This is a genomic window from Rhodococcus sp. JS3073 (assembly GCF_026810085.1).
Classification (GTDB): Bacteria; Actinomycetota; Actinomycetes; order Mycobacteriales; family Mycobacteriaceae; genus Rhodococcus_F; species Rhodococcus_F wratislaviensis.
Window position 1 is genome coordinate 5,601,752 of the sequence record NZ_CP113951.1, and the last position, 24,827, is coordinate 5,626,578.

Genomic DNA, 24,827 nt, shown 5'->3' on the forward strand with positions numbered 1-24,827 from the left:
ATGTCCGAACCGACACTCTCTCGCCGACACGTTCCCTCTGCGGCATTGATCCACCGGCGGGTGCCGGAAGGCACCGGGATCGTGCACCTGGGCCTGGGCAACTTCCACCGCGCGCACCAGGCGGTGTACACCGCGCTCGCGATGGAACACGAACCCGGACCCTGGGGCATTCTCGGTGTGGCGAGCCGTTCGCGCGCCGTCGCCGATGCGATGAACGCGCAGGACCTCCTGTACAGCGTCGTCGAGATCTCGCCGGAGGGTTCTCGTGTGAGCGTCCCGGGTTCGCACACCGGAACCCTGGTGGCCGAACAGGACCCGGAGTCCGTCGTCCGCGCCATCGCGGACCCGGCGACGAAAATTGTCACGATCACGGTGACCGAACACGGGTACACGGTCTCACCCGAGACCGGTTCCCTCGACCTCGACTCCGACGCCGTGCGCCGCGACCTCGCCGAGGTGCGGACGCCCCGCACCACGATCGGGCAGATCGCCCGCGGACTGGCCCGGCGGGCGAGCACACACGCCGCCCCGATCACGATCCTCAGCTGCGACAACCTGCTGTCCAACGGGCGTCAGACCGAGAGGCTCGTACGCGAGTTCGTCGGCACCTTCGCGCCGCCGCTCCGCGACGACATGCTGTCCTGGATGACCTCGTCCGTGACGTTCCCCAACTCGATGGTGGACCGGATCGTGCCGTCCGGTGCGGACCGCTACAACGAGGCGGCACTGGCACACCTCGGCGTGCGGGACACGATCGCCGTCCCCGCCGAGCCGTTCACGATGTGGGTCATGGAGGAGCGGTTCGCCGCCGGCCGTCCCGTCTGGGAGCACGGCGGCGCGCTGTTCACCGACGACGTCGAGCCCTACGAGCTGATGAAGGTCCGACTGCTCAACGGAACGCATTCGCTCATCGCCTACCTCGGCGCTCTCGACGGGCGCGCCACCATCCCCGAGTCCGTGGCGCAACCGTTCGTCGAGGCCGCCGCGCGGCGGATCCTGTGCGACGAGTACCTGCCGACGGTCACCGTTCCCGAATCGGTGGACACGGACGACTACATCCGACAACTGTTCTCGCGCTGGTCCAATACCGCTCTGGGGCACCGTACCTCGCAGGTCGGCTCCGACGGATCGGTCAAGCTGGCGCAGCGCATCCCGATCCCCGCACTCGAACATCTCGGCCGCGGTACCGTCCCGCAGTACCTGTCTCTCACGGTCGCGGCATACCTCTGCTGCATTGCCCCACTGCCCGGGTTCGATCCCGGCCCCCACGCACGATCCATGACCGACCCCGCTCGACCGCGCCTGGCAGGAATGGCCGACAACGCCGCTTCCACTACCGAATTCGTTCGCTCCGTCTTCGTCGACGGAGGTCTGTTTCCCAGCACTCTCGCTTCGCACACCGAGTTCGTCTCGCGGATCGCCGACTTCGTCGACATCATCGTCCGCCACGGGCCGGCAGTCGCCGCCGCCGAAGCATCCGACCCGGACCTCGGGACGATCACCTCGCTGCAGTCCAGAGCGACCATCTGACTCCCTCACCCCTGCCCGGACAAGTCCGGGAACCACCAATGGAGGAATCCATGGACACTACACTCGACCCCACGGTGAACCCGCAAACTCCCGGCCGCGCAGGCGGCACACCCGAGGCAGACCCGTCCGCGGTCCGCCGGGCGGCGTGGGCGGGACTCATCGGCACCACGCTCGAACAGTACGACTTCGTCATCTACGGCACCGCCTCGGCGCTGATCTTCAACACACTGTTCTTTCCGAACATCTCGCCCGCGGCGGGCATCCTCGCGAGCTTCAGCGCCTACGCCGTCGGGTTTCTCGCCCGGCCGCTCGGCGGCTTGTTCTTCTCGCGTTACGGAGAACGTCTCGGCCGCAAGTGGGTGCTCGTCGCGACGCTGATGCTGATGGGCGGCGCAACACTGGGTATCGGCCTGCTGCCCACCTACAGTCAGGTCGGGCTGCTCGCACCCGCTCTCCTCGTCGCCTGCCGGTTCTTCCAGGGCTTCGGCGCGGGAGCCGAACAGTCCGGCGGTGCAACCCTTCTGACGGAGACGGCGCAGATAGGCAGGCGAGGTCGTCTCGCAGCTCTGGTGATGACCGGGGCCGCGCTGGGCACTGCTCTCGGCGCAGTCGCGTGGATCGCCGCGCAGCTCCTGCCGGAAGAGCAGCTCATGTCCTGGGGTTGGCGTCTGGTCTTCATCAGCAGTCTGCTCGTCACCGTCGCCGCGTTCGTCATCCGCCGCGAGCTGACCGAGAGCCCGGTGTTCCAGGAACTCAAGGAGCAGCACCAGGTTCCGAAGACACCCGTCAAGGAAATCTTCGCGAACGGCAAGAAGCCGCTGTTCATCGTCATGTTCATGACGATCGGCATCAGCGCGCAGTCGTACACCTACCAGGTGTTCATGGCGTCGTACCTCAAGAACGACGTCCACGTCGACCCCACCTTCATTCCCAAGGTGCTCCTGGTCGGCGCCATCTGCGGCGGCATCGCCGCCTACGGGTTCGGCCGTCTCTCCGACCGGGTGGGCCGCAAGCCGGTGTACATCTCGATCGTGATCGCTCTCATCATCCTGCCCGTCCCGACCTTCCTGGCCCTGAACACCGGCTCACACCTGCTGATCACGATGGCGATGATCGTCGGCTTCATCCTGGCCTGCCAGGGCGCCGTCGGCGTCACCATGAGCTACTTCCCGGAGATCTTCGGCTCCCGCTACCGCTACGCCGGCGTCACTCTCGGCCGTGAATTCGCCTCGATCTTCGGGGGCGGTGTCGCACCGCTGATCTGTGCGGCCCTCGTCACGGCCTTCTCCGGCTCGTGGATCCCCGTGGCCGTCTACATGATCGTGATGGCCGTGACCGTTCTGATCGCCTCGGCGATGGCACCGGAAACCCGGGACCGCGACCTCACGCTGGCCGCCAATGCCACCGACCGTGAGGTGACGGCGGCATGACCTCCTCCGTCATCGCGGTGCTGCGCGCCGCGCACGCCGACCGGTACGCCCCCGTCGTCAACGTCCTCGCCGAGAACGGCGTGCGCGCCGTCGAGCTGACGATGAGCACGCCGGGCACCCTCGAGTCCCTGAGCAGCATCCGGCGCGACGCACCCGACGGCGTCGAGATCGGGGTCGGGACGGTCACCACCGTCGACCAGGCCCGCGCCGCCCTCGATGTGGGAGCCGACTTCCTCGTGACGCCGACGACCAACCTCGAGGTCATCGCCACGGCTGTCCGTGCCGGAATCCCCATCTATCCGGGCGGATTCACCCCGACCGAACTGTGGAACGGATGGAACGCCGGTGCGACTGCCGTGAAACTGTTCCCGGCATCGGTAGTCGGACCGGAGTACATCGGGCACCTGCGCGGACCCTTCCCCGACATCCAGGTCGTCCCTTCGGGTGGGGTGAGCATCGAGGACGTCCCCGCGTGGGTCGCCGCCGGAGCGGCGGCGGTCAGCCTCGGCGGCCCGCTGATCGGTGACGCACTCCGCGGCGGCGACCTCGGTCAGCTGGCCGAACGATGCCGGCGCCTCGGCGACGTCGTCGCCGAACTGGAGGTCGTGTGATGGCGGTGCTGACATTCGGCGAGACGATGGCCCTCACCCGGGCTGTGGACACCGGTGCACTCGCCCACACATCGACGCTCCACCTGGGAATCGGCGGCGCCGAATCGAACTTCGCGATCGCCTTGCGGCGACTCGGCGTCGACGTCACCTGGATCGGTCGCGTCGGCCAGGACAGCCTGGGCGACCTGATCGAACGGGAACTCCGGGCCGAGGGAATTACCGCCGATGTCATCCGCGATCCGGATGCTCCGACCGGACTGATGGTGAAGGAGCGGCGAACCGCCACCGCCACCCGCGTCTGGTACTACCGGACCGGCAGCGCGGGGTCGCGGCTGACGACGTCGGACATCGCGGACGCCCGCCTCGAGTCGGCGTCCCTGCTGCACGTCACCGGCATCACCCCAGCCTTGTCCGACTCTGCCAGGAAGACCACCCTGCATTGCGTCGAACGGGCACGCGCACTGGGTATTCCGGTGTCGTTCGATCTCAACTATCGCCGCGCGCTGTGGTCGCCGGACGACGCGGGCCCCGTCTTCCGTGAGCTGATCGCGTTGTCGGACATCGTCTTCGCAGGTGAGGACGAGGCCGCGATCGCGGTGGGCGAGGGCACCCCCGCCGAACTCGTCGCCCGTGTCCGCGACCTCGGACCACGCGAGAGCATCCTGAAGCTGGGCGACCAGGGATGCCTGGCGATGGTCGACGGAGAGACGTACTCCCTCCCCGCGGTGCCGGTGAGCGTGGTGGACTCCGTCGGGGCGGGAGACGGTTTCGTCGCCGGCTACCTCGCGGAACGCCTGGCCGGGAAGGCACCCGCCGACCGACTGAAAACCGCTGTGACGGTGGGGGCATTCGCATGCACCGTGTCCGGCGACTGGGAGGGCATGCCGCGCCGGGACGAACTCGGACTCCTCACCACCACGGAACCCGTCACCAGATGACGAGCTCCGACCTCCGACAGAACTGGATGTCACCGATGAACACCAGCCCGACCACCGCCTCCGAAGCCACCGAGGTTCCGACGCACGCGCAGGCGGTCGTCGCCCACGGTGCGCAGGACCTGCGCGTGGAGGAGGTGCCGATCGCCGCACCGAAGGCCGACGAAGCGGTGATCCGCATCGCCTACGGCGGGATCTGCGGATCCGACCTCCACTACTGGCAGCACGGCGCCGCCGGCGAATCGATCCTTCGCGCACCGATGCGGCTCGGACACGAGGCATCGGGCACCGTCCTGATCGGCGCGACGGACGGAAGCGGTCCCGGCGCAGGCACCCCCGTCACCATCCATCCCGCGACCCCCGGCGGCGACAGCGCGAAGTATCCGGCCGATCGCCCCAATATTTCCCCCGGATGCACATACCTGGGCAGTGCGGCGCATTTCCCGCACGCGGACGGGTTGTTCGTCAGCCATGTCGCCGTCCCGACGCGCATGCTCCGGGTTCTTCCCGACGGCCTCGACCTTCGTCTCGCCTCACTGGCCGAGCCGGCGAGCGTCGCGTGGCACGCGGTCGCGCGAGCAGGGGACGTGAAGGGCAGGTCGGTCCTCGTCATCGGTGCCGGACCCATCGGCGCGCTCGTGGTGGCGGTACTGAAGCGAGCGGGCGCCGGGAAGATCACGGCGGTGGACATGCACGAGTACCCGCTGAGGATCGCGCGCGCCGTGGGTGCGGACGAGACACTCACCGCAACCGATGCCGACGCAGTCGCGGCCGTGGCAGCGGACGTCACCATCGAATGCTCGGGCAACCATCGCGGTCTGGCATCGGCGATACACGGAACGGCCCGCGGCGGCCGGGTCGTGATGGTCGGATTGCTTCCGTCCGGTGATCAGCCGGTACCCGTGTCGATTGCAATCACCCGGGAACTGGACCTGGTCGGCTCGTTCCGGTTCAACGACGAGATCGACGAGGTGGTGGCCGCCCTCGCCGACGGTTCGCTGGTGGTCGATCCGATCGTCACGGCCGAGTACGACGTCGCCGATGCGATCACCGCCTTCGCGGCGGCCAGGGATGCGTCGTCGTCGAGCAAGGTGCTCCTCAGGTTCTGATCCGGGGAACTTCGCCCCGGCCTCGTCTGCGGGGCACGGCTGTCGCATGATGGTCTCGACGCACCCCCGAGGTCAGGAGAGCAAGCTGATGAAGGAATTCACCGCCTGGATCGCTCGCGAGAACGAGGGTGCCATCGGCCTCTCCCAGGAGACGGTCGGCGAGTCGTTCCTCCCGCAGGGCGAGGTGACGATCCAGGTCGAGTACTCCAGCGTGAACTTCAAGGACGCGCTGGCGCTCACGCCGAAGGGTGGAGTGGTCCGCGAGTACCCCATCGTGCCCGGCATCGATGTGGCAGGCACCGTCGTCGAATCGCAGTCCCCGGAGTTCTCCGTCGGCGACACGGTCGTCGCGCACGGCTACGACATCGGCACCGCCCGGCACGGCGGGTACGCGCAGTTCGCCCGCGTTCCGGCCGACTGGGTGGTGAAACTCGACGGCATGTCCACCCGCACCGCCGCCGCGATCGGGACCGCCGGCTTCACGGCCGCGATGAGCGTGGAGGCACTGCTGTCCCGTGGAGTCGCGCCGGGCAACGGTCCGGTGCTCGTGACCGGTGCCAGTGGCGGCGTCGGCACCGTCGCCGTCGACCTGCTGTCGGCGGCGGGCTTCGAGGTGGTCGCGTCGAGCGGAAAGCCGGAGAAGGCGGAACTGCTCACCGAACTGGGCGCGAGCACGGTGATCGGACGACTCCCGGAGCCCGACACGAAACCGCGTCCGCTCGGCAAGGCCCAGTGGTCCGCCGCGGTCGACTGCGTCGGCGGCGCCACCCTCGCACACGTGCTCAGCACCATCGAGTACGGCGGCGCGGTCGCGGCGAGCGGGCTGACCGGCGGACCGAAGTTGGAGACCACGGTCCTGCCGTTCATCCTGCGTGGTGTCAGCCTGCTCGGGATCGATTCGGTGCAGTACCCGATCGACCAGCGGCGCCGGCTGTGGGGCCGTCTCGCGTCCGACCTCGCGCCGTCCCGGCTCGAGTCGATCACCCACGACGTTCCGATCGCGGATGTCGTCTCGGTGATCGACCAGGTGCGAGCCGGCACCTACTCGGGCCGGGCCGTCGTGGCTGTCGCCCCGTGAGTACTTATTAACGTCCCGCGGTTAACAAGTACTCACGGGCGCCGGAGGCGCACGATCCAGGCACGGGAGTCGGCCGGGTCGATCACGTCGTCCAGTTCGAAGATCGTCGCCGCGTTGAGGGCCTTCCCGTGCTGGTAGGCGGCGTCGACGAGGTGCGCGAACGCGGTGTCGCGCTCGGCGGGGTCGTCGATGGCCTCGAGTTCCTTCCGGAAGCCGAGCCGCACTGCGCCTTCCAGTCCCATCGCCCCGATCTCGCCGGTCGGCCACGCGACCGTGAACTCGGACGCGTGGAAGGAGCCGCCCGCCATGGCCATCGCGCCGAGGCCGTACCCCTTGCGCAGGATGATGGTCCCGTACGGCACGGTCATCCGCGCGCCCGCGACGAACAGTTTCCCGAACCGGCGAACCGTGGCCTCCTTCTCCGAGTCGGGTCCGACCATGAATCCCGGTGTGTCACACAGTGAGACGACGGGCAGACCGAACGATTCGCACAGCTCCAGGAAGCGGGCCATCTTGTCCGCCGCGACCGCGTCGATCGCGCCGCCGAGGTGGTGGCTGCTGTTCGCGACGAGACCGTACGGGGCTCCCTCGACCCGGATCAGCGCGGTGACGATGCCGACGCCGTGGTCGCGGCGTAGTTCGAGGACCGAGCCGACATCGGCGATGGATTCCACGGCACTGCGCACGTCGTAGGCGCGCAACCGGTTCTCCGGGACGACGTGGCGTGCCAGCCGTTCGTCGGGGGCCTCCCAGTCGGGGAGCGCGCCCTGGAAGTACGAGAGGTATTTCTTCGCCAATTCGACCGCGTGCGCCTCGTCCCGGGCGAGCAGGTCGATGACGCCGTTGCGTCGCTGCACGTCGACGGGCCCGATGTCCTCCGGCCGGTACACGCCCAGCCCGCCGCCCTCCACCATCGCCGGGCCGCCCATGCCGATGTTCGCGTCGGGCGTGGCGATGAGGACGTCGCAGACTCCGGCCAGGGCGGCGTTGCCCGCGAAGCAGCGACCGGACACGACCGACACCAGCGGGACCTTCCCGTTCAGCGCCGCCAGCGACCGGAAGGTGTTCAGGTCCAGGCCCGCTGCCGGGCCGGCGTCGGTGTCGCCGGGCCGTCCGCCGCCACCCTCGGCGAACAGGACGACCGGAACCTGCTTGCGGCCGGCGAGTTCGATCACCCGGTCCGTCTTCGCGTGGTTGCGCATGCCCTGGGTTCCGGCGAGCACCGTGTAGTCGTACGACAGGACTACCGCCTGGGCGTCGCGCGGGCCGAACACGTCACCGTTGACGGTGGCGAGTCCGGCGACGAGACCGTCGGCGGGGGTGTTCTCGATCAGATCCTGCTCGGAGCGGCGGCTGCGCTGCGCGGCCAGGACCAAGGGTCCGTATTCGACGAAGCTGCCGGGGTCGACCAGATCGTCGATGTTGGCGCGTGCGCTGCGTCTCCCGAGTTTCGTGCGCTTCGCGATTGCGGCGGGCCGGGCGGCGTCGAGGGTCACGTCGTGCCGCTGCCGGATCTCTGCCAGATCAGCGCGCTCACGATCCAGATCGGTTGCGCTGTCGGCGACGTCGCCTGCCTCTGATCCGGTGTGGCGGATCACGACCAACGGGTCACCGGCGTTGACGGTCTGCCCGGGCGACACCAGATTCCGCTCGACCACCGCGCCCGCGGGGGCGGCGATCACGTGCTGCATCTTCATGGCCTCGAGCACGACGAGTTGGGCACCCGACTCCACGGTCGCCCCTTCTCCGGTCGACTCCACGACCGTCCCGGCCATGTGGGCGCGCAACACGTCCTCGCCGGCCCGCAACTCGAGTGCCTCCGACGCCACCTCCGCCGGCTGGTGCACGTGCGCGGCGTCGACGAGCGCACTCATCCGCTCGGCGAGATGGTCGGTGCCGACGACGCCGTCGGCGAAGCCGGGATCGGCCAGAATCGCCCGGAGGAAGCCGATATTGGTGGGAACGCCCTCGACGACGAACTCGGCGAGCGCCGCATCCGTCTTGCGCACCGCGGCCGAGAACGACGGGCCCCGCGAATGCACGATCACCTTCGCGAGCAGCGAGTCGTACCGCGGGCTCGGCGACAGCCCGGGCCGGCCGTAGGTGTCCACCCGCACACCCGGTCCCGCCGGCGGCGAGAAGACCGACAGGGTGCCCGCTGCGGGGACGGCCTGACCGTCGGGGCGCATCGTTTCCATGTTCACGCGCGCCTGGACGGCGATCCCGCGCGCGACGGCGGGGACGCCCGACGTGTCGAGCCCCACGGCGCTGATCCCGTCCGGCAGCACAAGGTCCCCGAAATCCGCTCCCCGCGCGATGTCGATCTGCACGGCGACGAGGTCGATACCCGTCACCTCCTCGGTGACCGTGTGTTCCACCTGGATTCGGGGATTGACCTCCAGGAACACGAAGCCGTCCCGGGACACCAGGAATTCGACGGTGGCGAGTCCCCGGTATCCGACACTGGCGCACAGCCGGGCCGCGGCCTCGTGCAGGTCGCTGCGCAGTCCGGGATCGAGCCCCTGCGCGGGGGCGATCTCGACGAGTTTCTGGTGGCGACGCTGCACGCTGCAGTCGCGGTCCCCGACGGCCAGGGCCCTCGTCGCGCCCGCCTGCTGCGCCGCCACCACCTGCACCTCGACGTGCCGGGCGCCGTCGAGCAGTGCCTCGGCGAACAGTGCGGGGTTGCCGAATCCGAGTTGCGCCTCGGACGCGCAGAGCCGGTAGGCCTCGTCGATCCGGTCTGCGCTGCGGACGGCACGGATGCCGCGACCGCCGCCGCCCGCGAGCGCCTTGATCATGATGCCGCCCGGGTGTTCCGCGAAGAACGTGCGGACGCCGTCGAGGTCGGTGGGACCGGTGGTCGCGGCGAGCACCGGTACCTTCGCGGCGACCGCGGCCTCGCGTGCGGACGACTTGTCGCCGAAGATGTCGAGCACCTCGGGGCTCGGTCCCACGAAGGTCAGCCCGGCCCCGGCGCACGCACGTGCGAAGTCGGCGTTCTCGCTGAGGAAGCCGTACCCGGGATGCACTGCCGTGGCACCGAACTCCGCGGCCGCGTCGAGGATGGCCCGAGTGTCCAGGTAGGCGGACGGGCCGGAACCGTGGAGTGCGACCGCTTCGGTCGCGGCGCGCACGTGGGGGCTGTCCGCGTCGTCCTCCGCGTAGACGGCGACGGTGTCGACAGACATCTCCTCGGCGGTGCGGATGATGCGGAGCGCGATCTCGCCACGATTGGCGACCAGCAGGGTCACTTGTACTCCTCGGCCAGAGCGAACAGGTCGGCCTTGCGGACCTTCCCGGTCGCCGTCATGGGCAGGGCGTCGAGGACCTCGACGGTGGGGACCTTGTAGGTGGCCATGTTCCGGGCCGCCCACTCCCGCAGTTCCTCTGCGGAAACCTGGCGGTCGGGCAGGAGCTGGACGAAGGCGAACGGCACCTGACCCTTGCCCAGATCGGGCTTCGGGACGACCGCGGCCGACTGGATGTCGGGATGCAGCAGGAGCAGTGCCTCCACCTCGGAGGGGAACACGCTCATTCCGTTGGTCTTGATCATTTCCTTGTTGCGCGCCAGATAGTGCAGTGCGCCTTTGCCGTTCAGCTTGCCGACATCGCCGGTCTGGAGCCAGCCGTCGCGGAGCGCGGCGGCGGTGGCATCGGGTTTGCCGTAGTAACCGGTGAGCAGAGACGGACTGCGGACGATGATCTGTCCGGGTTGCCCCACCGGCACGGGCGCACCGGCCTCGTCGACGATCAACACGTCGGTGCCCGGAACCGGGAGTCCGCAGAACACGGGTTGGCTGAGCAGGTCTTCGTCGCCGGTCTGGAAACCGAGCGTGATGGTGTCTGCGGTGTGCGTCTCCGTCATACCGTAGCTCGCTTCCCGCAGCACGTGACCGGTGGCGTCGCGCCAGCGCCCGCGAATCGCGGGGTCGAGTTTGAGCACGAACGACACGGCCATCGCGTTGTCGAGGGTGGAGAAGTCTCTGTCGCGGAAGCCGGGCAGGTCCATCAGTTCCACAAAGTTGTCGACCGTCCCCACCATCGACGTCACCCCACGACTTTCGACGAGCGTCGCCGCGGCGTCCGGGTCCCAGCGGTTGAGGAGCACGACGGTGCCGCCGTTGATCAGCGGATACAGGATGCCGAAGTCCTCGCCGGCGATCCAGAAGATGGGCAGGAATCCGAGGACCACCGGGGGAGCCTCGCCCACCTGCCTGCCGCCTGCCAGCGTCGCGGTGGCGGCGGTGTAGACCATGTGCGCCTGCGTGTGTTCGCAGCCCTTCGGCATCCCGGTGGTGCCCCCGGTGTAGTTCAGTGCCGCCAGCGCGTCGGGATCCATCGGAATCGGCTCGGCGCGTGGGGTGTTCATGATCTCCGCCCAGTCGGTGACTGCGGAGGCGTGGGGGAAAGGTGGTGCCACGCTGGGTTCGTCCGGCAGCATGTCCGACAGCGCCGTGACCGCGACGTGCCGCAGCGCCGTCTGGTCGCGCACGGAGTCGACCATGTCCGCGAAAGAATTCTGGGTCAGCAGGATCTCCACACCGGCGTCCACGAGTTCGTATGCGAGTTCGTGCTCCCGGAACAACGGGTTGATCGGGGCGTGGACGGCGCCGATCTTCAGGATCCCGAGCATGGCGACATGGAACTGCGGACAGTTGGTGAGATGGACGCCGACGCGGTCGCCGGCGGCCGCGCCCCGCCTCCGGAGCCAGCCGGCGAAGCGGTCGGACAGTTCGTCGAGTTCGGCGTACGTGATGGCACGACCGTAGAAGTCGATCGCGACGGTCTGCGGTCGCTCCGATGCCCAGTGCCGCAGGTAGTCGATCACGGTGCGGCCCTCGATCGGGTACTCGACCGTCCGCGGTACCTGCGGTGGCCACGCGGCGTCCTGGAGTTCGCGTATCTCGGCGAGGGCCGATTCCAGTGCCGTGGGGTCGCTCGAAGGCGAAGTGGGCATACCGAACTCCCGATTCTGTGCGGATTGTCGTTGCTAGGCGAAGCCGATGAGTCTTTCGGAGATGGCGGTCAGGTCGGCGGTGTACCGGCGTTGTTCACGGGCCGTCGCGTCCACCAGCCGGGCGGCGCCCGCGAGCTGGGCGTCGGCGAGGGTCTGCGCGATGCGGGCGGGCGGCGCGCACGGTGTGACGTCGCACGAGGCGTTGATGCGCTCGATGAACCGGGTGTAGCGGCGGATGAGCCGGGTCTGCACGGTGGTCCAGCTTCGGCCGACCTCGGGGTCGAGCCGGGCGCGGTGCCTGATCAGTTCGAGGACGCGCCCGTTGGTGTATACGGCTTCCACGAACGCTTTCGTGGTGGTGCGCAGCACCTCTCGCAGGTCCTCGCCGGCCGGTCCTTCCACGTGCTGGGCCTCGAGGAACTCCTCGCACACGTCGGCGGCGACGGCGTGGAACACCTCGTCCTTCGACGAGAAGTAGGCGTAGAACGTTGCCCGCGACACTTCGGCCCGGGTGGTGATCACTTCGACGGTCGTCCGGTCGTAGCCGAGTTCGGCGAAGCAGGCGCTCGCGGCGCACAGGAGTTCGCGGCGGCGGGGACCGTCGTTGTCTTTCCGCGCCGACCGCGCCCGCTCCTGAGCCTCACTTGTGGTCACGGTCACAGTATGTGTTGATGTTGACGTCAATGTCAATCAGGGCGTGTCGCCTGCCCGATCCGGAGCGGGAGCGCGCTGTGACGGCGCACGAACAGGCTGGGGACCCAACTGGGCTCGGCGTCGGCGGCGAGGGAGAAATTGTCGGTGCGCGCGAGCAGTGCGGTGGTGGCCGCGAGGGCCTCCATGCGGGCCAGCGCCGATCCGACGCAGAAGTGGACGCCCTTGCCGAACGCGAGATGGGAACGGATGTGCGGCCGGTCGACCACTATCTCGTCCGGACGCTCGAACACGGCCGGATCCCGGTTGGCCGCGCCCCACAGCAGGAGCAGGTGCTTGCCGGCGGGCAGATCGACGCCCCCGAGCGTGGTGTCCGCGACGACGTGACGGTGGTGGCCGCGGAACGGCGACTCGAGACGGAGCGCCTCGTCGAGGAACGCGTCGACGAGTGCGGGTTGCTGCCGGAGCCGGGTCTGTAGTCCGGGGCGGGTGGCGAGGATGCGGGCCGCGTTGGCGATCAGCCCCGCGGTCGATTCGCCGCCGGCGCCGACCAGCTGGACCAGAACGAGTGTCGCCACGTCCTCGGAGAGTTCGCCGGCACTGCATGCGTGCGCGAGGACCCCCAGGATGTCGTCGCGGGGGTTCGTCCTCGCCCGCACGAGTTCGGCCCGCAGGTAGGTAGCCAATTCGGCCGCGGAGGCGACGAGGGGACCGAGTCGATCCGCGGCGACGACCCCGCCGAGCATCTCCGTGCTGTCGTAAGCCCACGTGAGTAGCTGCGGTACGTCCGACTCGGGCAGGCCGATGAGTTGCGCGACCATCGCGAGCGGCAGCCGGTCGGCCATCGCGGACGCCCAGTCGATCTGCCTGTCGCGCAGTCCCTCGTTCCACAGAGTGCCGACGAGCGAGTGCACGGTCGGGGTCAGCGCGCGGATGCGGCGGCCGAGCGTGGGCAGGACGAGCTTGCGATGGTGCAGGTGAGTCGGGTCGTCGGCGGTGGCCAGTACGTGCACGGCCTGACCGCCGCCGTCCAGGTCGAACGTCGCGGGCGGTCCCGACGGTTGCTGCACCAGCACGCCGGTGAGGTTCGACGAGAAGACGTCGGTGCGGTTCGCCGCCTCGGTCACGAGATCCCACGTGGACACCAGAAAGAAGTCGGTGCCGGCGATGTGGTGGACGGGGGAGTGCTCGCGGAGTGTCCGATAGAGCTCGTTCGGTTCGTCGAGATGGACGGGATCGAAGATGTCGATTCCGCGGGTCGGCGAGTGGGCCATCGAGCAACTCCTTGTTGACAAGAACCTGTTATGGATCACCACAGTTCGCGTCGGAGGAGGGTGCTGTCAAGGGTGGCCGGAAGACTGAGACATCGCTGTTCAACGGCAATTTTGCCGGTGTTTCAGCGCGAGTGGATCCGGATCCATCGTCGCTGATCACGGACCCAAACAAGAAAACATGTTCTAGAATCTCTCGTGTATTCGTCTCACGCTGAGACAAAATGGCAACGAGGTCTCGAACGGTGGAGCGGGTGGAACACGCGGATTGGTTGACCGGCGGCAGCCGGCGGGTGCTCGCCGTCGAGAGGATTCACGCCGCCGCGGCCGACCTCATCCGCGAACGCGGAATCGACGGGGTGGATGTCGACCAGGTCGCGGCGCGTGCCGGGTGCTCACGCGCCACGCTCTACCGGTATGTCGGGGGCAAGCGGGCACTCGTCGACGCCGTGATGTCACGCGCCGCCGACACCGTGGCCGAACGCATCGAGCAGACGCTGGAACCGTTCGAAACGTCGGAGCGGATCGTCGAGGCAATTCTCGCTGCGGTGGTGGAGATCCGCGCGGAGCCGACGCTGGCGCGGTGGTTCACCGGGGCACGGTCGAGAAGTACGGACGAGTACCTGGCCCGCGCACCCGAACTCGGCCGGGTGGCGATCTCACTGACCCGCATTGCGCCCGACGAGGAGGCTGCGGGATGGATCGTGCGTGTCGTCCTGGCTCTGTTGACCTGGCCGTTGCCCGACGCGACCGCGGAGCGTCGCGCCGTCGAACGCTTCGTGGAGCCCGTCTTCAGGATTCGCGAGTCGTCGTAGCCGATCCGGTGGGCTCCAGTACGAAGAGCCGGAATTCGCGTCCTCCGGACCGCCGATGCTCCATGAGGTAGCCGGGCCAGTAGTCGACCACCAGCTTCCAGAGGTTCTCGCGTTCGTCGCCGGTGGCCATGTGCACGCGCATCCGGGACTCGTGTGCCCCGGCCTTGACGAGTGCTTCGTCGGCGGCACGCAGGTTCGCCGACCACGCCGGGTGCTCGGGACGTCCCCAGTTGGAACCGGTCACGATGTATCCGTCGCCGTAGGGAATGCAGAGCAGGGCCGTCGTCCGCGGGGTGCCGCTCTTGCGGCCTGGGACCGTCACCTGCAGAGACTGCAGTCCGCCGATGCCGACGAGGCTCACCCGGTTGCCGGTCCAGGCGCGCAGGTGCGACTCCAGCCAGATGATCACCGGTGCCATGCGCATCATCCACTCGCGGGTGCCGAGCCAGCGCGCGAGAATGCGGAGTGGGTTGCGGAGCCGCCGCGATCGGGGTGGCGTCGTGGGGGCTGCGTTCATAGCCGCCATCATCCCTCAGGTTGCCGATCGGGGCCGACCGCGATGAGTTTTCGGTTCCTCTCGGGTCTACCTGTCAGGTCTCACCGAAAAGACCTCGATTTCAGGCCTTGACCCAAACAATGGTTGAGGTTGCAGGATCGGTCAGTAGCAATTCGAAGTCCACTCGACAGGGGAGTAACGAACATGTCCAGCACTGGAACCACCACTTCTGCAACCACGACCTCACGCCTCAACCCTGCGACGCTCGAACTGAGCCGCCCCTGGGCGATCGCCGCGACAGCGATCGGCGCGCTCGTCCCCAACCTGGTGATCTGGTTGCTGGGATTGGCGGCCGGCGGTTCCTTCGAGATGACGGACGCCGGTAAGACCAGCAGTGTGGCGCCCGGCGGTGTCGTCATGCTGACGGTCGTTCCGATACTGCTCGGGATGACACTGGCCGCGCTGATGTCGCTGAAATGGGTAGCCGTCATCCGGCCGGCCGAAGTGATCGGCGCCCTGCTGCCGCTCGCGACGATCGCCCTCACCATTCAGGCCGACTTCGACACCGCCAGCACCATCGCGCTTTCGGTCATGCACGTGGTGATCGCCGTGGCGGTCGTCGCGGGCCTGGAAGCGATGCGGCGACCCCTGCTTCGCGCTGCGAACGTCTAGGGGGTGCTGTTCGCCGGCGCATGAGCCTCGATGGTGAGTGCGATGACGCCGGTCGCGAGGAAGGCGTGCGGCGGCACGGTGGTCAGGTGCGGCGCAGCCCGTCGAACGTCAGCTCGACGACGGCGTCCGCCAGGTCGGCGACCGTCCCGCCGGTGCGCGGGCGGTACCACTCGATCAGCGAGTTGACCGTGCCGAACACGAGCCGGCTGGTGAGCGCGGGATCGATGCCGGGCCGCAGGTCTCCCTCTTCCGCCGCCGCGACGACGAGGTCGCTGACGAACGCGTCGAACTCGCGGCGGCGGGCGAGCGCGCGACGCTCCACCGCGGTGTTGCCCCGAACGCGCAGCAGGAGCGTCACGTAGGGAAGCTCGGCGGCGAGAACCTCCACACTGCGGCGGACGAGGTACTCGAGACGGTCGATGTACCGTCCGCTCGTCGCCTTCTCCTCGGTGGTGACCGCGAAGAGGGCGTTGAGCGCACGCGACAGTGCCAGTTCGAGCAGCTCCGACTTCCCGGACACGTGGTGATAGATCGACGACTTCGTGATTCCCAGGCGCTGGGCCAGCACCTCCATGCTGGTGCCGTCGTAGCCCTTGTCGTTGAACACCTTCACGGCGACAGCGAGCAGTGAGTCGAGGTCGTAGCCGGGACGTCCGGGCGATCCGGTCTTCCGTGCGGGGCGTGCCGTAGTCATGCGCGCAATCCTTCCAGGTGCAGAACTCCACCGCATCGGTGCGCCGACATACACGGAGCCGACCGAAGGTTCGGTTGAGGCGAGAATACCGCGACGGACGCGTCGGCGGTGAACCACGTATGACGTCCGAATCAGGCGCCGGTGGCCTGGGTCCGGCCCTCCTTGCGGGCCTTCGCCAACCCCCGCCGGGCCAGAAAACCGTTGGCGAGGAGCAGGAGGGTCTTGTTCGGCGGCGCCGCGAACCCGGTCTGGGTATGGGGTGCGTACAGCGCCTCGGTGCCCGTGACCTCGATCCAGCCGGAGTTCTGACGCGACTCGAGTCCGACGAGCTGGGCGCGATAGGCGTGGGCGAGCAGCCCTGCGCGGCGGCCGCCCTGCGGCACTCCTGCGGGCACCGTCAGGCGCACGCCCTCGCTGCTCGCAGAACTCACGTCGACCGGTACGACGGCCGGATATCCATCCGCCTGACGGTAGGCGAGCAGCCGGTGCGACAGCTTCGCCGCGCGCTCCCCGGTCTTGGCCGCATCCACGCGGGGGCCGATGCCCTTCTTCGGCGGGGTCTGGGGTTCCGCGTCCACCGCGGGTAACGGTGCGCCGAACACCTCGGGCGGGCCGGTCAGGTGCAGGTCGGGCCAGGCGATGACACGTGTCACCGTGACCGTCACCGGTACCCGGTCGGAGTAGTACGCGCTGAGCCACCGGTCCCAGAACACGCCTCGGCGTGGCTCGCCCGCGTAGGGGACCGAGCGTCGGCCGATCTCGTCGAGCAGTTCCGGGTCGGGGGTGGGATCGAACGTCGCGTCTCCCTGCACGAGCACATAGCGCTGATTGGTGGAGTCGCCGATCCCGTGCTCGCGGGCGTGGTAGGCGAGCGCCACCCGGGGTTCACCCTTGATGCGATCGAGCTTGCGGCCGAACCCCAGCGAGGTGGTGAAGCCGACTGTCCCCCGCTCGCGGTCGCGCAGCCCGAGGGGCGCCACCGCCGTCACCACGGCCCCGCCTGCGGGCGTGATGTACGCGAACCCGCAGGTCAGATCGCCGCCGATGACGTCATCTACCTCGTCCGACCAGGTGACCGGCATGAGTCGAGCCTTCTCAGCCGATGCGGAACCGGGCCAGTGCCCGGGGTTGACGACACCTTGGTGTGAATATAGCTTCACTTCAAGTGAGTAGTCACTCACAAATTGTGATCGTGCATTCATCACGGCATCGAGGAGCATCCATGGACCTGACACTGACCGAGGAGCAGAAGGAGTTCCGGCAGCTGGCCCGCGACTTCTTGAACAAGGAGGTCGTCCCGCACCGCGCCGCGTGGGACCGCGCCGAATCGGTGGACACCGCGATCGTCGAGAAACTGGCCGACATCGGCTTCTTCGGCATGACGATTCCGGAGGAGTACGGCGGGCTCGGCGGCGACTACGTCACGTACTGCCTCGGCATGGAGGAACTCGGCCGGGCGGACTCCGCGGTCCGGGGCATCGTGTCGGTGTCGATGGGGCTCGTGGGCAAGGTGATCCTGTCGCACGGCACCGAGGACCAGAAGCACGAATGGCTTCCCCGCATCGCGTCCGGCGAGGCGCTCGCCTGTTTCGGGCTCACCGAGCCCGACAACGGTTCCGACCCCGGCAACCTGAAGACCAAGGCGGTACGCAGCGGCGACGACTACGTCATCAACGGTTCCAAGATCTTCATCACCAACGGCACGTGGGCGAAGTTGTGCCTGGTGTTCGCGCGCACCGGAGGTCCGGGGCCCAAGGGGGTTTCGGCCTTTCTCGTTCCGACGGACACTCCGGGATTCGAATCGCGCGAGATCCACGGGAAGCTCGGATTGCGCGGGCAGGCGACGGCCGAATTGTCCTTCACGGACGTGCGCGTACCGGCGGGTTGCCTGCTCGGATCCGAGGGGCAGGGTTTCTCCATCGCGATGCACTCACTGGACAAGGGGCGCGTCTCGGTGGGTGCGGGTTGCGTCGGAATCATCCAGGGCTGCCTCGAGGCCGCCGTCGACTACTCCCGCGAGCGCACGCAGTTCGACCGTCCGCTCGCCTCGTTCCAACTCGTGCAGGACCTGATCGCCGACATGTCGGTCGACGCCGACGCCGGGAGGTTGCTCACCTGGCGGGCGGCCGACCTGATCGAGCGCGGTGAACCCTTCGGGACGGCCGCGTCGAAGGCGAAGTACTTCTGCAGTGAGGCCGCGGTTCGCGCCGCCAACAATGCAATACAGATCTTCGGTGGCTACGGGTACGTCGACGAATATCCCGTCGCGAAGTACATGCGCGACGCGCGTGTGATGACGCTGTACGAGGGCACGAGCCAGATTCAGAAGCTGCTGATCGGCCGGGCGGAGACCGGGGTCAGCGCCTTCCTCTAGCGCCACCGGGCGCCGAGTGACCCTTGACACAACCTCCAATGTGAATATACGTTCATTCTCATCGAATCATTGTTCATAACTCTTGAACAGGCCCTCATTGCAGACTCCAGAGAGAGGAATTACCGTGACCGATTACGAAGACATCACCTACGAGGTCGACGGCCCGGCTGCGGTCGTGACGATCAACCGCCCTGCGCGCTACAACGCCTTCCGTGGCAAGACCGTCGAGGAGCTGATCAAGGCCTTCCGCTCGGCGTGGGCCGACGACGCGGTGCAGGCGATCATCCTCACCGGTGCGGGGGAAAAGGCGTTCTGCACCGGCGGCGACGTCAAGCAGCGCGCCGAGACGGGCGACTACGGCCCGACCGAGAGTGGAATGTTCGAGATCGGCAACCTGCACAAGCTGATCCGCGACGTCCCCAAGCCTGTCATTGCCGCCGTGAACGGCATCGCGGTCGGCGGCGGCCACGTCCTCCACGTTCTCTGCGACCTCACCATCGCGTCCGAGACCGCGAAGTTCGGCCAGGCGGGTCCGCGTGTCGGTTCCTTCGACGCGGGCTTCGGGTCCGCGTTCCTGGCCCGAGTGGTCGGCGAGAAGCGCGCCCGGGAGATCTGGTACCTCTGCCGCCAGTACGACGCGGTCACCGCCGAACGCTGGGGACTGGTCAACTGGGTGGTCCCCGCCGACCGTCTGCTCGACGAGGCCAAGGCCGTTGCCGCCGAGATCGCCGAGAAGAGCCCCACCACATTGCGATTTCTGAAGCAGTCGTTCAACGCCGACACCGATCACCAGGCCGGACTGAGCAACCTCGCGATGTCGGCGCTGGACCTGTTCACACACTCGCCCGAGGGTCTCGAGGGGGCGGCGGCGTTCGCGGAGAAGCGCAAGCCCGATTTCAGCAAATACGTGAACGCCTGAGTCCGACAGCACGGAAAGTGGGAAAAACCATGAGCAACACCATCGCAGTGGTTACCGGCGCAGGCTCCGGCATCGGCCGCGCCATCGCCCTCGCCCTCGCCGAGCAGGGCGACACGGTGGTCGTCGCCGACCTCGACCTGCAGGCCGCGGAGAAGACGGCAGCCGAACGGCCCGACCGGCTCTTTCCGATGACCGTCGACGTCGCCGACCGGGCGCAGGTCGACGCCCTGCGCGACCGGGTGACCGCCGAGGTCGGCGTCGCGAACGTTCTCGTCAACGCGGCGGGGTGGGACCGCACCGACCAGTTCCTCAACGCCACTACAGAATTCGCCGAGAAGGTCGTCGCCATCAACTACCTCGGGCCGGTGCACATGTGCAGTGCGTTCCTCCCCGGCATGGTGGAGGCGGGGAACGGCGGGCGCGTCGTCAACCTCGCGAGCGATGCCGGCCGTGTCGGCAGTGCGGGGGAGAGCATCTACGCCGGTGCGAAGGGCGGCGTGATCGCGCTGTCGAAGTCGCTCGCCCGGGAGATGGCCCGGTACCGGATCAACGTCAATTGCGTGTGCCCCGGCCCGACCGACACTCCGCTGTTCCAGGCGCAGGCCGAGAAGCTCAAAGAGGCTCTCGTGAAGGCCATTCCGTTCCGGCGGCTCGCGCGCCCGGAGGAAGTGGCGGCGCCGGTCCTGTTCTTCGCGTCCGAATCCGCATCGTTCATCACGGGCCAGGTGATCAGCGTCAGCGGTGGCCTCACCATGGCCGGCTGACCGGCACCGGACGGAGGACTCATCATGATGTACACATACGATGCCCACGCCTATCGTCAGTACTTCGAGCACGATTTCACCTATCTGAACGGCTTCCGGCGCAACACCCACCGGTACGCCGATCGACTCGCGATGCAGTCCCCGTCGACCGGCGAGAGCTGGACGTACGCCGAACTCGGCGATCGCGTCGACCGGCTCGCCACCGGGCTTGCCCGCGCCGGAGTCGCACCGGGCGACGTCGTCGCCTACCAGTTGTTCAATGGTCCCGAGTTCGCCCAGCTGTACCTCGCCGGGCAGGCCTGCGGTGCGGTCGGCTCGCCGATGAACTTCCGGCTCGCGTCCGGGGAGACGGCGGTCATCCTCGACGCGAACCGCCCCACGGTGTTCGTCTACGACACCGAGATCAGTGACATGGTGCGGGACGCGTTGGCACGTTCCACGTACAAGCCCGCCCTCGTCGTCGCCGTCGGGCCGGGAGAACCGCTGCCGAGCAATGGCTTCGAGGTGATACGGTTCGAGGAACTCGTGGCCGAGTCGGCGTCGCCGCCGGAGGTGACGCGCACGGTGTGGGACGAGACCACCCGGCTGTTCACGTCCGGAACCACCGGCATGCCCAAAGGTGTTCCGCTGAACAGCATGATCGAGATCTTCAGCGCCCACGACGTGATCATGCACTTCCCGCTGACCGCGGAAGACAAGACCCTGAACATGACGCCGTGGTTCCACCGCGGCGGACTGTACTGCGCCGGACCGAATCCCACGTTCTATCTCGGCGCCTCGCTGGTGGCGCAGCGCAGCTTCGACGCCGAGGTCACCCTCGACCACGTCGAGGAATACGGGCTGACGTTCCTGATCGGTGCCCCCACCAACCTGGCGATGCTCGCTCGCGCACAGGAGGAGAAGCCCCGTGACCTGTCCACCCTCAACGGCATCGTGACGATGGGCGCGCCCCTCGATCGGCAGGCGGCACTGCATTACCAGAAGGTGCTGAATCCCCGCATCTTCAACGGGTACGGCAGCACCGAAGGATTCTGGAATACGTTCCTCCGGCCGACCGATCTGCCGGAGATGGCCGGGACCGCCGGGCGGGCCTGCATCGACGACGACGTCGCCGTGGTCAGGCTGTTCGACGACCGCCTCGCCGACGCGCACGAGACGGTCGCCAAGGACGGAACCGAGATCGGTGAGGTCATCGTCCGCTCACCGAAAGGCGCCAATGCCTATTTCGATGCCCCGGAGCAGGAGAAACGGAAGTTCCGGAACGGCTGGCTCCACATCGGCGACCTGGCCACCTGGGACGACAAGGAGTTCGTGACGATCGTCGGCCGCAAGGACGACATGCTCCTGTCCGGCGGCGAGAACGTGCACCCGGTGCAGATCGAGGAAGCACTGGGCGGGCACCCGTCGGTCACGGATTCGCTGGTGGTCGGGGTTCCCGACGACAAGTGGGGGCAGATCGTCGTCGCGTACGTCGTCACCACCGCACCGGTCCCGTCCGCGGACGATCTGGACGACTTCTGCCGCAGACACCCGATGCTGTCGCAGTTCAAGCGCCCCCGGGCCTACCGTTTCGTGGAGTCACTCCCCGTGTCGGCGACGGGAAAGAAGTTGCACTACAAGGCCACCGACACCGCGCGCCGGGAGTTCGAGAGCGGGGCGTTCGTCGTTCCGAGTGCCCGCGGATCCCGCACCATCAGCTCGTAAAGGACACCGTCATGACCATCGAATTCGAGTCCGAGCACCACCAGTTCCGAGACAGTGTCCGCAGCTTCGTGCGCGAGCGGATCGTCCCGCGGCACGAGCAGTGGGAGAGCGAAAGCTGCCTGGACCCGACACTGTTCACGGACGCGGGTAAGCAGGGGCTGCTCGGCTTCCCGGTTCCCGAAGCCTACGGCGGCCCCGGCGTCGAGGACTTCCGCTACAACGCGATCGTCGTCGACGAGGTCAATCGGGCGGGCGCCGCCGCCGCGGGCATCGCATTCTCTCTGCAGAACGACGTCGTGCTGCCGTACCTCACGGACATGACGACCGAGGAGCAGAAGGCGCGCTGGCTTCCCGGAACCGTCACCGGTGAGACGATTCTCGGCATCGCGATGACCGAGCCGGGCACCGGGAGCGACCTCACCGGCATCCGCACCACGGCAGTGCGCGACGGCGACCACTACGTGGTGAACGGCAGCAAGACGTTCATCTCCAACGGCCAGAACGGCACGCTCTTCGTCGTCGCCGTGCGTACGTCGGCAGACAAGCACAAGGGATTGTCCCTGCTCGTCGTCGAGTCCGACACACCGGGATTCTCCCGTGGCCGAAACCTGGAGAAGATCGGGCTGCACGCCCAGGACACGAGCGAGCTGACGTTCACCGACATGCGCGTGCCGGTGGCCAACCTCCTCGGCGAGGAGGGGCAGGGTTTCTATCAGCTCGTCCACAATCTGCCACAGGAGCGCCTCTCGTTGTCCGTCGGCGCGGTCTCGGCCGCCGAGGGAGTGCTCGAGCAGACGCTGGAGTACGTGAAGGAACGCAGCGCCTTCGGAAGTCCGATCGCCGGTTTCCAGAACACCCAGTTCGTTCTCGCGGAACTGGCCACGGAACTCGATCTGGCCCGGACCTATCTCGACGACTGCATCCGGCAGCACGTCCGCGGCGAGCTGACCCCGGCCCGTGCGGCCCGGCTCAAGTGGTGGACCACCGAACTGCAGGTTCGCGTCGCCGACCGGTGCCTGCAGTTGCACGGCGGGTACGGATACATGCGTGAATACGCGGTGGCGCGCGCGTTCGTGGACGCTCGGATCCAGACGATCTACGGCGGTACCACCGAGATCATGAAGACCATCGTCGCGAAGGATCTCGGTATCTGACGCGGGCCGGACTGCAGTTCCGGCCCCGCGCGGGATACTGTGAATACTCATTCACCGCAGGTTCTGCCAGCAAGGAGAGGTCATCTGTCATGGCGAAGGACACGTCCGCCCTTCCACTCGAGGAAGCCGTCCGCGCCGTCCGCGTCAGCTCGAGGCGACGTCAGGTGCTCGACGCCGCCGTCACTGTGATGCAGCGGACCGGCTTCCACCAGATGTCCATGCAGGCGCTGGCCGACGAGGCCGAGGTGAGTGTCGGGCTGATCTACAAGTACTTCGGCGGCAAGGAAGACATCCTCCTCGCCACGATCGTCGACATCCTCGACGCATTCCGCGATCAGCTCGAGCCCGCGATGGACGCAGCGGGACACGACCCCGTCGAGCGGCTCGTGGCCGGGTTCCGGCGCTATGTCGAGATCGTCGACGAGAATCTGGATGCCGTCGTGCTGACGTACCGGGAGAGTCGGACACTCGACCAGGACGGGCGTGAGCGGATCAAGGAACTCGAGGTCGCGACGTCCAAGCCGCTCCACGACGCCCTCGACGCCGCGATCGCCGCGGGCATCGCGAGCGATCTCGACGTCGACCTGACGACCTTCGACATGATGATGCTCGCGCACGGGTGGGCGCTCAAGCACTGGCATTTCGCGACCCGCTACACGGTGGACCAATACATCACGGCGCAAACACGATTCATCCTCCGTACCGTGCTGTCGGACCGGAGCACCGCCGCGTACCGGCACCTGACGGAGTGACCGCGCATACGCTGGCCGGATGACCAGATGGCGGTTCGAGGGGGAGATCACGGGCCTGGGCACCGGCGCGGGCGTGCGCATCGTCGTCGGACGTTGGTCGCGATCGCCGCTCGGTGAGTTCACCGATGTCATGGTCGAACTCGCCGACGGTCACCGGGTACTGCTCGCCCCGTCGGCCGCGGTCTGCGACTTCGTGACCGCGACGTACGTCTTCGACGAGACCGTGATCACGCCTGTCCGATGCTCGCGGTCCGGTGGCAGCCGGACCGTCGAGGCCGGGGACCTGGACGTGAGTTTCGAGGTCGGCGCCCGCACCGCACTCGGACGCCTGCTGCACCTGATCCCGCGGGGTGTCGCGAGCGCGCCGTGGTTCTGTGTGGTCAGCGACCCGATCGCCCGTCTCGCTCTCGACGGTGTGCGCACCCGTGGCACCGCGGGCAACGGACGTCGCGAGTACTACGGCGCCGTCGATCAGCGGCGGCTGGTGGGAATGTCCGGATCCTGGCGGGGCCGGGATCTCGGCCCGTTGCGGCCCGTGGATCCGCCCGTCCGATTCGGGTTCGGCTCGACCCCGCGCGCACCGGCCGCCACATCGATCGTCACCACGATCGACGACTAGTCGAAGAGGGTGGGGGCCTCTCCCGGCTGTTCGCGGTCGGCCGGTTCGACCTCGCCTGCGGGGCTCGTCGCCTTGTGCACCACGGACAGGGCCGTTGTCCGGACCGAGAGTCGATGGCCGTCGGGATGCTGCAGCGACGCCATGCCCTTGCTGAGCTCGACCACCAGCCAGGGACCGGCGTGACCGGACGCCTGCACCAGATCACCTACCTGTATCTGTACGGCTACCACCGCTTCCTCCCAAGGTCTACTGCATCGGCCTGTGCCCAGCGTAGCGACATCGGCGGGGG

23 protein-coding genes are annotated in these 24,827 nt (G+C 67.9%); 15 read left to right on the forward strand and 8 right to left on the reverse strand.

Annotated elements, in window-relative coordinates; translation table 11 throughout:
• The 6 genes from OYT95_RS25315 to OYT95_RS25340 all read left to right on the forward strand — a co-directional run bounded on the left by OYT95_RS25315 (position 1) and on the right by OYT95_RS25340 (position 6,693).
• On the forward strand, positions 1–1,530 hold the full coding sequence (locus OYT95_RS25315) for a mannitol dehydrogenase family protein (RefSeq protein WP_268789447.1): 1,530 nt from the start codon (positions 1–3) through the stop codon (positions 1,528–1,530).
• A 50-nt stretch (positions 1,531–1,580) separates the two neighbouring features.
• Positions 1,581–2,960: an MFS transporter gene (locus OYT95_RS25320; RefSeq protein WP_268789448.1), complete on the forward strand. Its 1,380-nt coding sequence runs from the start codon at positions 1,581–1,583 to the stop codon at positions 2,958–2,960.
• On the forward strand, positions 2,957–3,571 hold the full coding sequence (locus OYT95_RS25325; protein ID WP_037226187.1) for a bifunctional 4-hydroxy-2-oxoglutarate aldolase/2-dehydro-3-deoxy-phosphogluconate aldolase: 615 nt from the start codon (positions 2,957–2,959) through the stop codon (positions 3,569–3,571). The genes OYT95_RS25320 and OYT95_RS25325 overlap by 4 nt, the downstream gene beginning before the upstream one ends.
• Complete coding sequence (locus OYT95_RS25330; protein WP_128641271.1) at positions 3,571–4,509, forward strand: sugar kinase; 939 nt, start codon at positions 3,571–3,573, stop codon at positions 4,507–4,509. The genes OYT95_RS25325 and OYT95_RS25330 overlap by 1 nt, the downstream gene beginning before the upstream one ends.
• A gap of 35 nt (positions 4,510–4,544) precedes the next feature.
• Positions 4,545–5,615, forward strand: a complete 1,071-nt coding sequence (locus OYT95_RS25335; protein WP_268789449.1) for an L-idonate 5-dehydrogenase — start codon at positions 4,545–4,547, stop codon at positions 5,613–5,615.
• 88 nt (positions 5,616–5,703) lie between these two features.
• Positions 5,704–6,693 (forward strand): MDR family oxidoreductase, encoded by a 990-nt coding sequence (locus OYT95_RS25340; protein WP_268789450.1) that lies wholly within the window; start codon positions 5,704–5,706, stop codon positions 6,691–6,693.
• 32 nt (positions 6,694–6,725) lie between these two features.
• Here OYT95_RS25340 and OYT95_RS25345 read toward each other — a convergent pair whose 3' ends face one another.
• Genes OYT95_RS25345 through OYT95_RS25360 form a run of 4 tightly spaced genes read right to left on the reverse strand, consistent with a single transcriptional unit; the run spans position 6,726 to position 13,578 of the window.
• Positions 6,726–9,947, reverse strand: coding sequence for an acetyl-CoA carboxylase family protein (locus tag OYT95_RS25345; protein ID WP_268789451.1), 3,222 nt, complete (start codon positions 9,945–9,947; stop codon positions 6,726–6,728).
• Positions 9,944–11,653 carry an AMP-binding protein gene (locus OYT95_RS25350; protein WP_268789452.1) on the reverse strand — a complete coding sequence of 570 codons (1,710 nt, stop codon included), beginning with the start codon at positions 11,651–11,653 and terminating at the stop codon, positions 9,944–9,946. Before OYT95_RS25350 ends, OYT95_RS25345 begins: the two co-directional genes overlap by 4 nt.
• A 33-nt stretch (positions 11,654–11,686) precedes the next feature.
• Entirely contained in the window at positions 11,687–12,313 is a 627-nt protein-coding gene (locus OYT95_RS25355) for a TetR/AcrR family transcriptional regulator (protein ID WP_268789453.1), read from the reverse strand.
• 26 nt (positions 12,314–12,339) lie between these two features.
• Positions 12,340–13,578, reverse strand: coding sequence for a cytochrome P450 (locus OYT95_RS25360; RefSeq protein WP_268789454.1), 1,239 nt, complete (start codon positions 13,576–13,578; stop codon positions 12,340–12,342).
• Positions 13,579–13,829: 251 nt separating this feature from the next.
• Between OYT95_RS25360 and OYT95_RS25365 the strand changes: the two genes are divergently transcribed.
• A complete protein-coding gene (locus tag OYT95_RS25365; RefSeq protein ID WP_112300390.1) occupies positions 13,830–14,390 on the forward strand; it encodes a TetR/AcrR family transcriptional regulator in 561 nt (186 codons plus the stop codon).
• Here OYT95_RS25365 and OYT95_RS25370 read toward each other — a convergent pair.
• Entirely contained in the window at positions 14,368–14,907 is a 540-nt protein-coding gene (locus OYT95_RS25370; protein ID WP_128641277.1) for a nitroreductase family deazaflavin-dependent oxidoreductase, read from the reverse strand. The genes OYT95_RS25365 and OYT95_RS25370 overlap by 23 nt on opposite strands.
• 183 nt (positions 14,908–15,090) lie before the next feature.
• Here OYT95_RS25370 and OYT95_RS25375 point away from each other — a divergent pair, with 183 nt between their 5' ends.
• On the forward strand, positions 15,091–15,558 hold the full coding sequence (locus OYT95_RS25375; RefSeq protein WP_268789455.1) for a DUF6069 family protein: 468 nt from the start codon (positions 15,091–15,093) through the stop codon (positions 15,556–15,558).
• A gap of 82 nt (positions 15,559–15,640) precedes the next feature.
• On the opposite strand, the gene OYT95_RS25380 is transcribed toward OYT95_RS25375, so the two are convergent.
• Together OYT95_RS25380 and OYT95_RS25385 are read right to left on the reverse strand one after the other, a co-directional pair.
• The gene (locus tag OYT95_RS25380) at positions 15,641–16,252 is read right to left on the reverse strand and encodes a TetR/AcrR family transcriptional regulator (RefSeq protein WP_005250938.1); all 612 of its coding nucleotides are present in this window, start codon (positions 16,250–16,252) and stop codon (positions 15,641–15,643) included.
• A gap of 131 nt (positions 16,253–16,383) precedes the next feature.
• A complete protein-coding gene (locus OYT95_RS25385) occupies positions 16,384–17,334 on the reverse strand; it encodes a hypothetical protein (RefSeq protein ID WP_268789456.1) in 951 nt (316 codons plus the stop codon).
• Between the two features lie 140 nt (positions 17,335–17,474).
• Between OYT95_RS25385 and OYT95_RS25390 the strand changes: the two genes are divergently transcribed.
• The 7 genes from OYT95_RS25390 to OYT95_RS25420 all read left to right on the forward strand — a co-directional run bounded on the left by OYT95_RS25390 (position 17,475) and on the right by OYT95_RS25420 (position 24,538).
• The gene (locus OYT95_RS25390) at positions 17,475–18,626 is read left to right on the forward strand and encodes an acyl-CoA dehydrogenase family protein (protein WP_112300166.1); all 1,152 of its coding nucleotides are present in this window, start codon (positions 17,475–17,477) and stop codon (positions 18,624–18,626) included.
• Between the two features lie 124 nt (positions 18,627–18,750).
• Positions 18,751–19,545 carry an enoyl-CoA hydratase-related protein gene (locus OYT95_RS25395; RefSeq protein ID WP_037226164.1) on the forward strand — a complete coding sequence of 265 codons (795 nt, stop codon included), beginning with the start codon at positions 18,751–18,753 and terminating at the stop codon, positions 19,543–19,545.
• 29 nt (positions 19,546–19,574) lie between these two features.
• The gene (locus tag OYT95_RS25400) at positions 19,575–20,309 is read left to right on the forward strand and encodes an SDR family NAD(P)-dependent oxidoreductase (RefSeq protein WP_037226161.1); all 735 of its coding nucleotides are present in this window, start codon (positions 19,575–19,577) and stop codon (positions 20,307–20,309) included.
• Positions 20,310–20,333: 24 nt separating this feature from the next.
• Positions 20,334–22,013: a class I adenylate-forming enzyme family protein gene (locus OYT95_RS25405; protein ID WP_268789457.1), complete on the forward strand. Its 1,680-nt coding sequence runs from the start codon at positions 20,334–20,336 to the stop codon at positions 22,011–22,013.
• 11 nt (positions 22,014–22,024) lie between these two features.
• Entirely contained in the window at positions 22,025–23,167 is a 1,143-nt protein-coding gene (locus OYT95_RS25410; RefSeq protein WP_112300164.1) for an acyl-CoA dehydrogenase family protein, read from the forward strand.
• A gap of 89 nt (positions 23,168–23,256) precedes the next feature.
• Entirely contained in the window at positions 23,257–23,919 is a 663-nt protein-coding gene (locus OYT95_RS25415; RefSeq protein WP_268789458.1) for a TetR/AcrR family transcriptional regulator, read from the forward strand.
• Between the two features lie 19 nt (positions 23,920–23,938).
• A complete protein-coding gene (locus OYT95_RS25420) occupies positions 23,939–24,538 on the forward strand; it encodes a hypothetical protein (RefSeq protein WP_268789459.1) in 600 nt (199 codons plus the stop codon).
• Here the strand turns inward: OYT95_RS25420 and OYT95_RS25425 are convergent.
• Positions 24,535–24,768, reverse strand: a complete 234-nt coding sequence (locus OYT95_RS25425) for a hypothetical protein (RefSeq protein WP_005250954.1) — start codon at positions 24,766–24,768, stop codon at positions 24,535–24,537. The genes OYT95_RS25420 and OYT95_RS25425 overlap by 4 nt on opposite strands.
• Positions 24,769–24,827: the final 59 nt, after the last annotated feature.

Bases quoted from the DNA above. Each gene is read 5' to 3' on its own strand.
- OYT95_RS25315 (WP_268789447.1), top strand. From the start codon at position 1: ATGTCCGAACCGACACTCTCTCGCCGACACGTTCCCTCTGCGGCATTG.
- OYT95_RS25320 (WP_268789448.1), top strand. From the start codon at position 1,581: ATGGACACTACACTCGACCCCACGGTGAACCCGCAAACTCCCGGCCGC.
- OYT95_RS25325 (WP_037226187.1), top strand. From the start codon at position 2,957: ATGACCTCCTCCGTCATCGCGGTGCTGCGCGCCGCGCACGCCGACCGG.
- OYT95_RS25330 (WP_128641271.1), top strand. From the start codon at position 3,571: ATGGCGGTGCTGACATTCGGCGAGACGATGGCCCTCACCCGGGCTGTG.
- OYT95_RS25335 (WP_268789449.1), top strand. From the start codon at position 4,545: ATGAACACCAGCCCGACCACCGCCTCCGAAGCCACCGAGGTTCCGACG.
- OYT95_RS25340 (WP_268789450.1), top strand. From the start codon at position 5,704: ATGAAGGAATTCACCGCCTGGATCGCTCGCGAGAACGAGGGTGCCATC.
- OYT95_RS25350 (WP_268789452.1), bottom strand. From the start codon at position 11,653: ATGCCCACTTCGCCTTCGAGCGACCCCACGGCACTGGAATCGGCCCTC.
- OYT95_RS25360 (WP_268789454.1), bottom strand. From the start codon at position 13,578: ATGGCCCACTCGCCGACCCGCGGAATCGACATCTTCGATCCCGTCCAT.
- OYT95_RS25370 (WP_128641277.1), bottom strand. From the start codon at position 14,907: ATGAACGCAGCCCCCACGACGCCACCCCGATCGCGGCGGCTCCGCAAC.
- OYT95_RS25375 (WP_268789455.1), top strand. From the start codon at position 15,091: ATGTCCAGCACTGGAACCACCACTTCTGCAACCACGACCTCACGCCTC.
- OYT95_RS25380 (WP_005250938.1), bottom strand. From the start codon at position 16,252: ATGACTACGGCACGCCCCGCACGGAAGACCGGATCGCCCGGACGTCCC.
- OYT95_RS25385 (WP_268789456.1), bottom strand. From the start codon at position 17,334: ATGCCGGTCACCTGGTCGGACGAGGTAGATGACGTCATCGGCGGCGAT.
- OYT95_RS25390 (WP_112300166.1), top strand. From the start codon at position 17,475: ATGGACCTGACACTGACCGAGGAGCAGAAGGAGTTCCGGCAGCTGGCC.
- OYT95_RS25400 (WP_037226161.1), top strand. From the start codon at position 19,575: ATGAGCAACACCATCGCAGTGGTTACCGGCGCAGGCTCCGGCATCGGC.
- OYT95_RS25405 (WP_268789457.1), top strand. From the start codon at position 20,334: ATGATGTACACATACGATGCCCACGCCTATCGTCAGTACTTCGAGCAC.
- OYT95_RS25410 (WP_112300164.1), top strand. From the start codon at position 22,025: ATGACCATCGAATTCGAGTCCGAGCACCACCAGTTCCGAGACAGTGTC.
- OYT95_RS25415 (WP_268789458.1), top strand. From the start codon at position 23,257: ATGGCGAAGGACACGTCCGCCCTTCCACTCGAGGAAGCCGTCCGCGCC.
- OYT95_RS25420 (WP_268789459.1), top strand. From the start codon at position 23,939: ATGACCAGATGGCGGTTCGAGGGGGAGATCACGGGCCTGGGCACCGGC.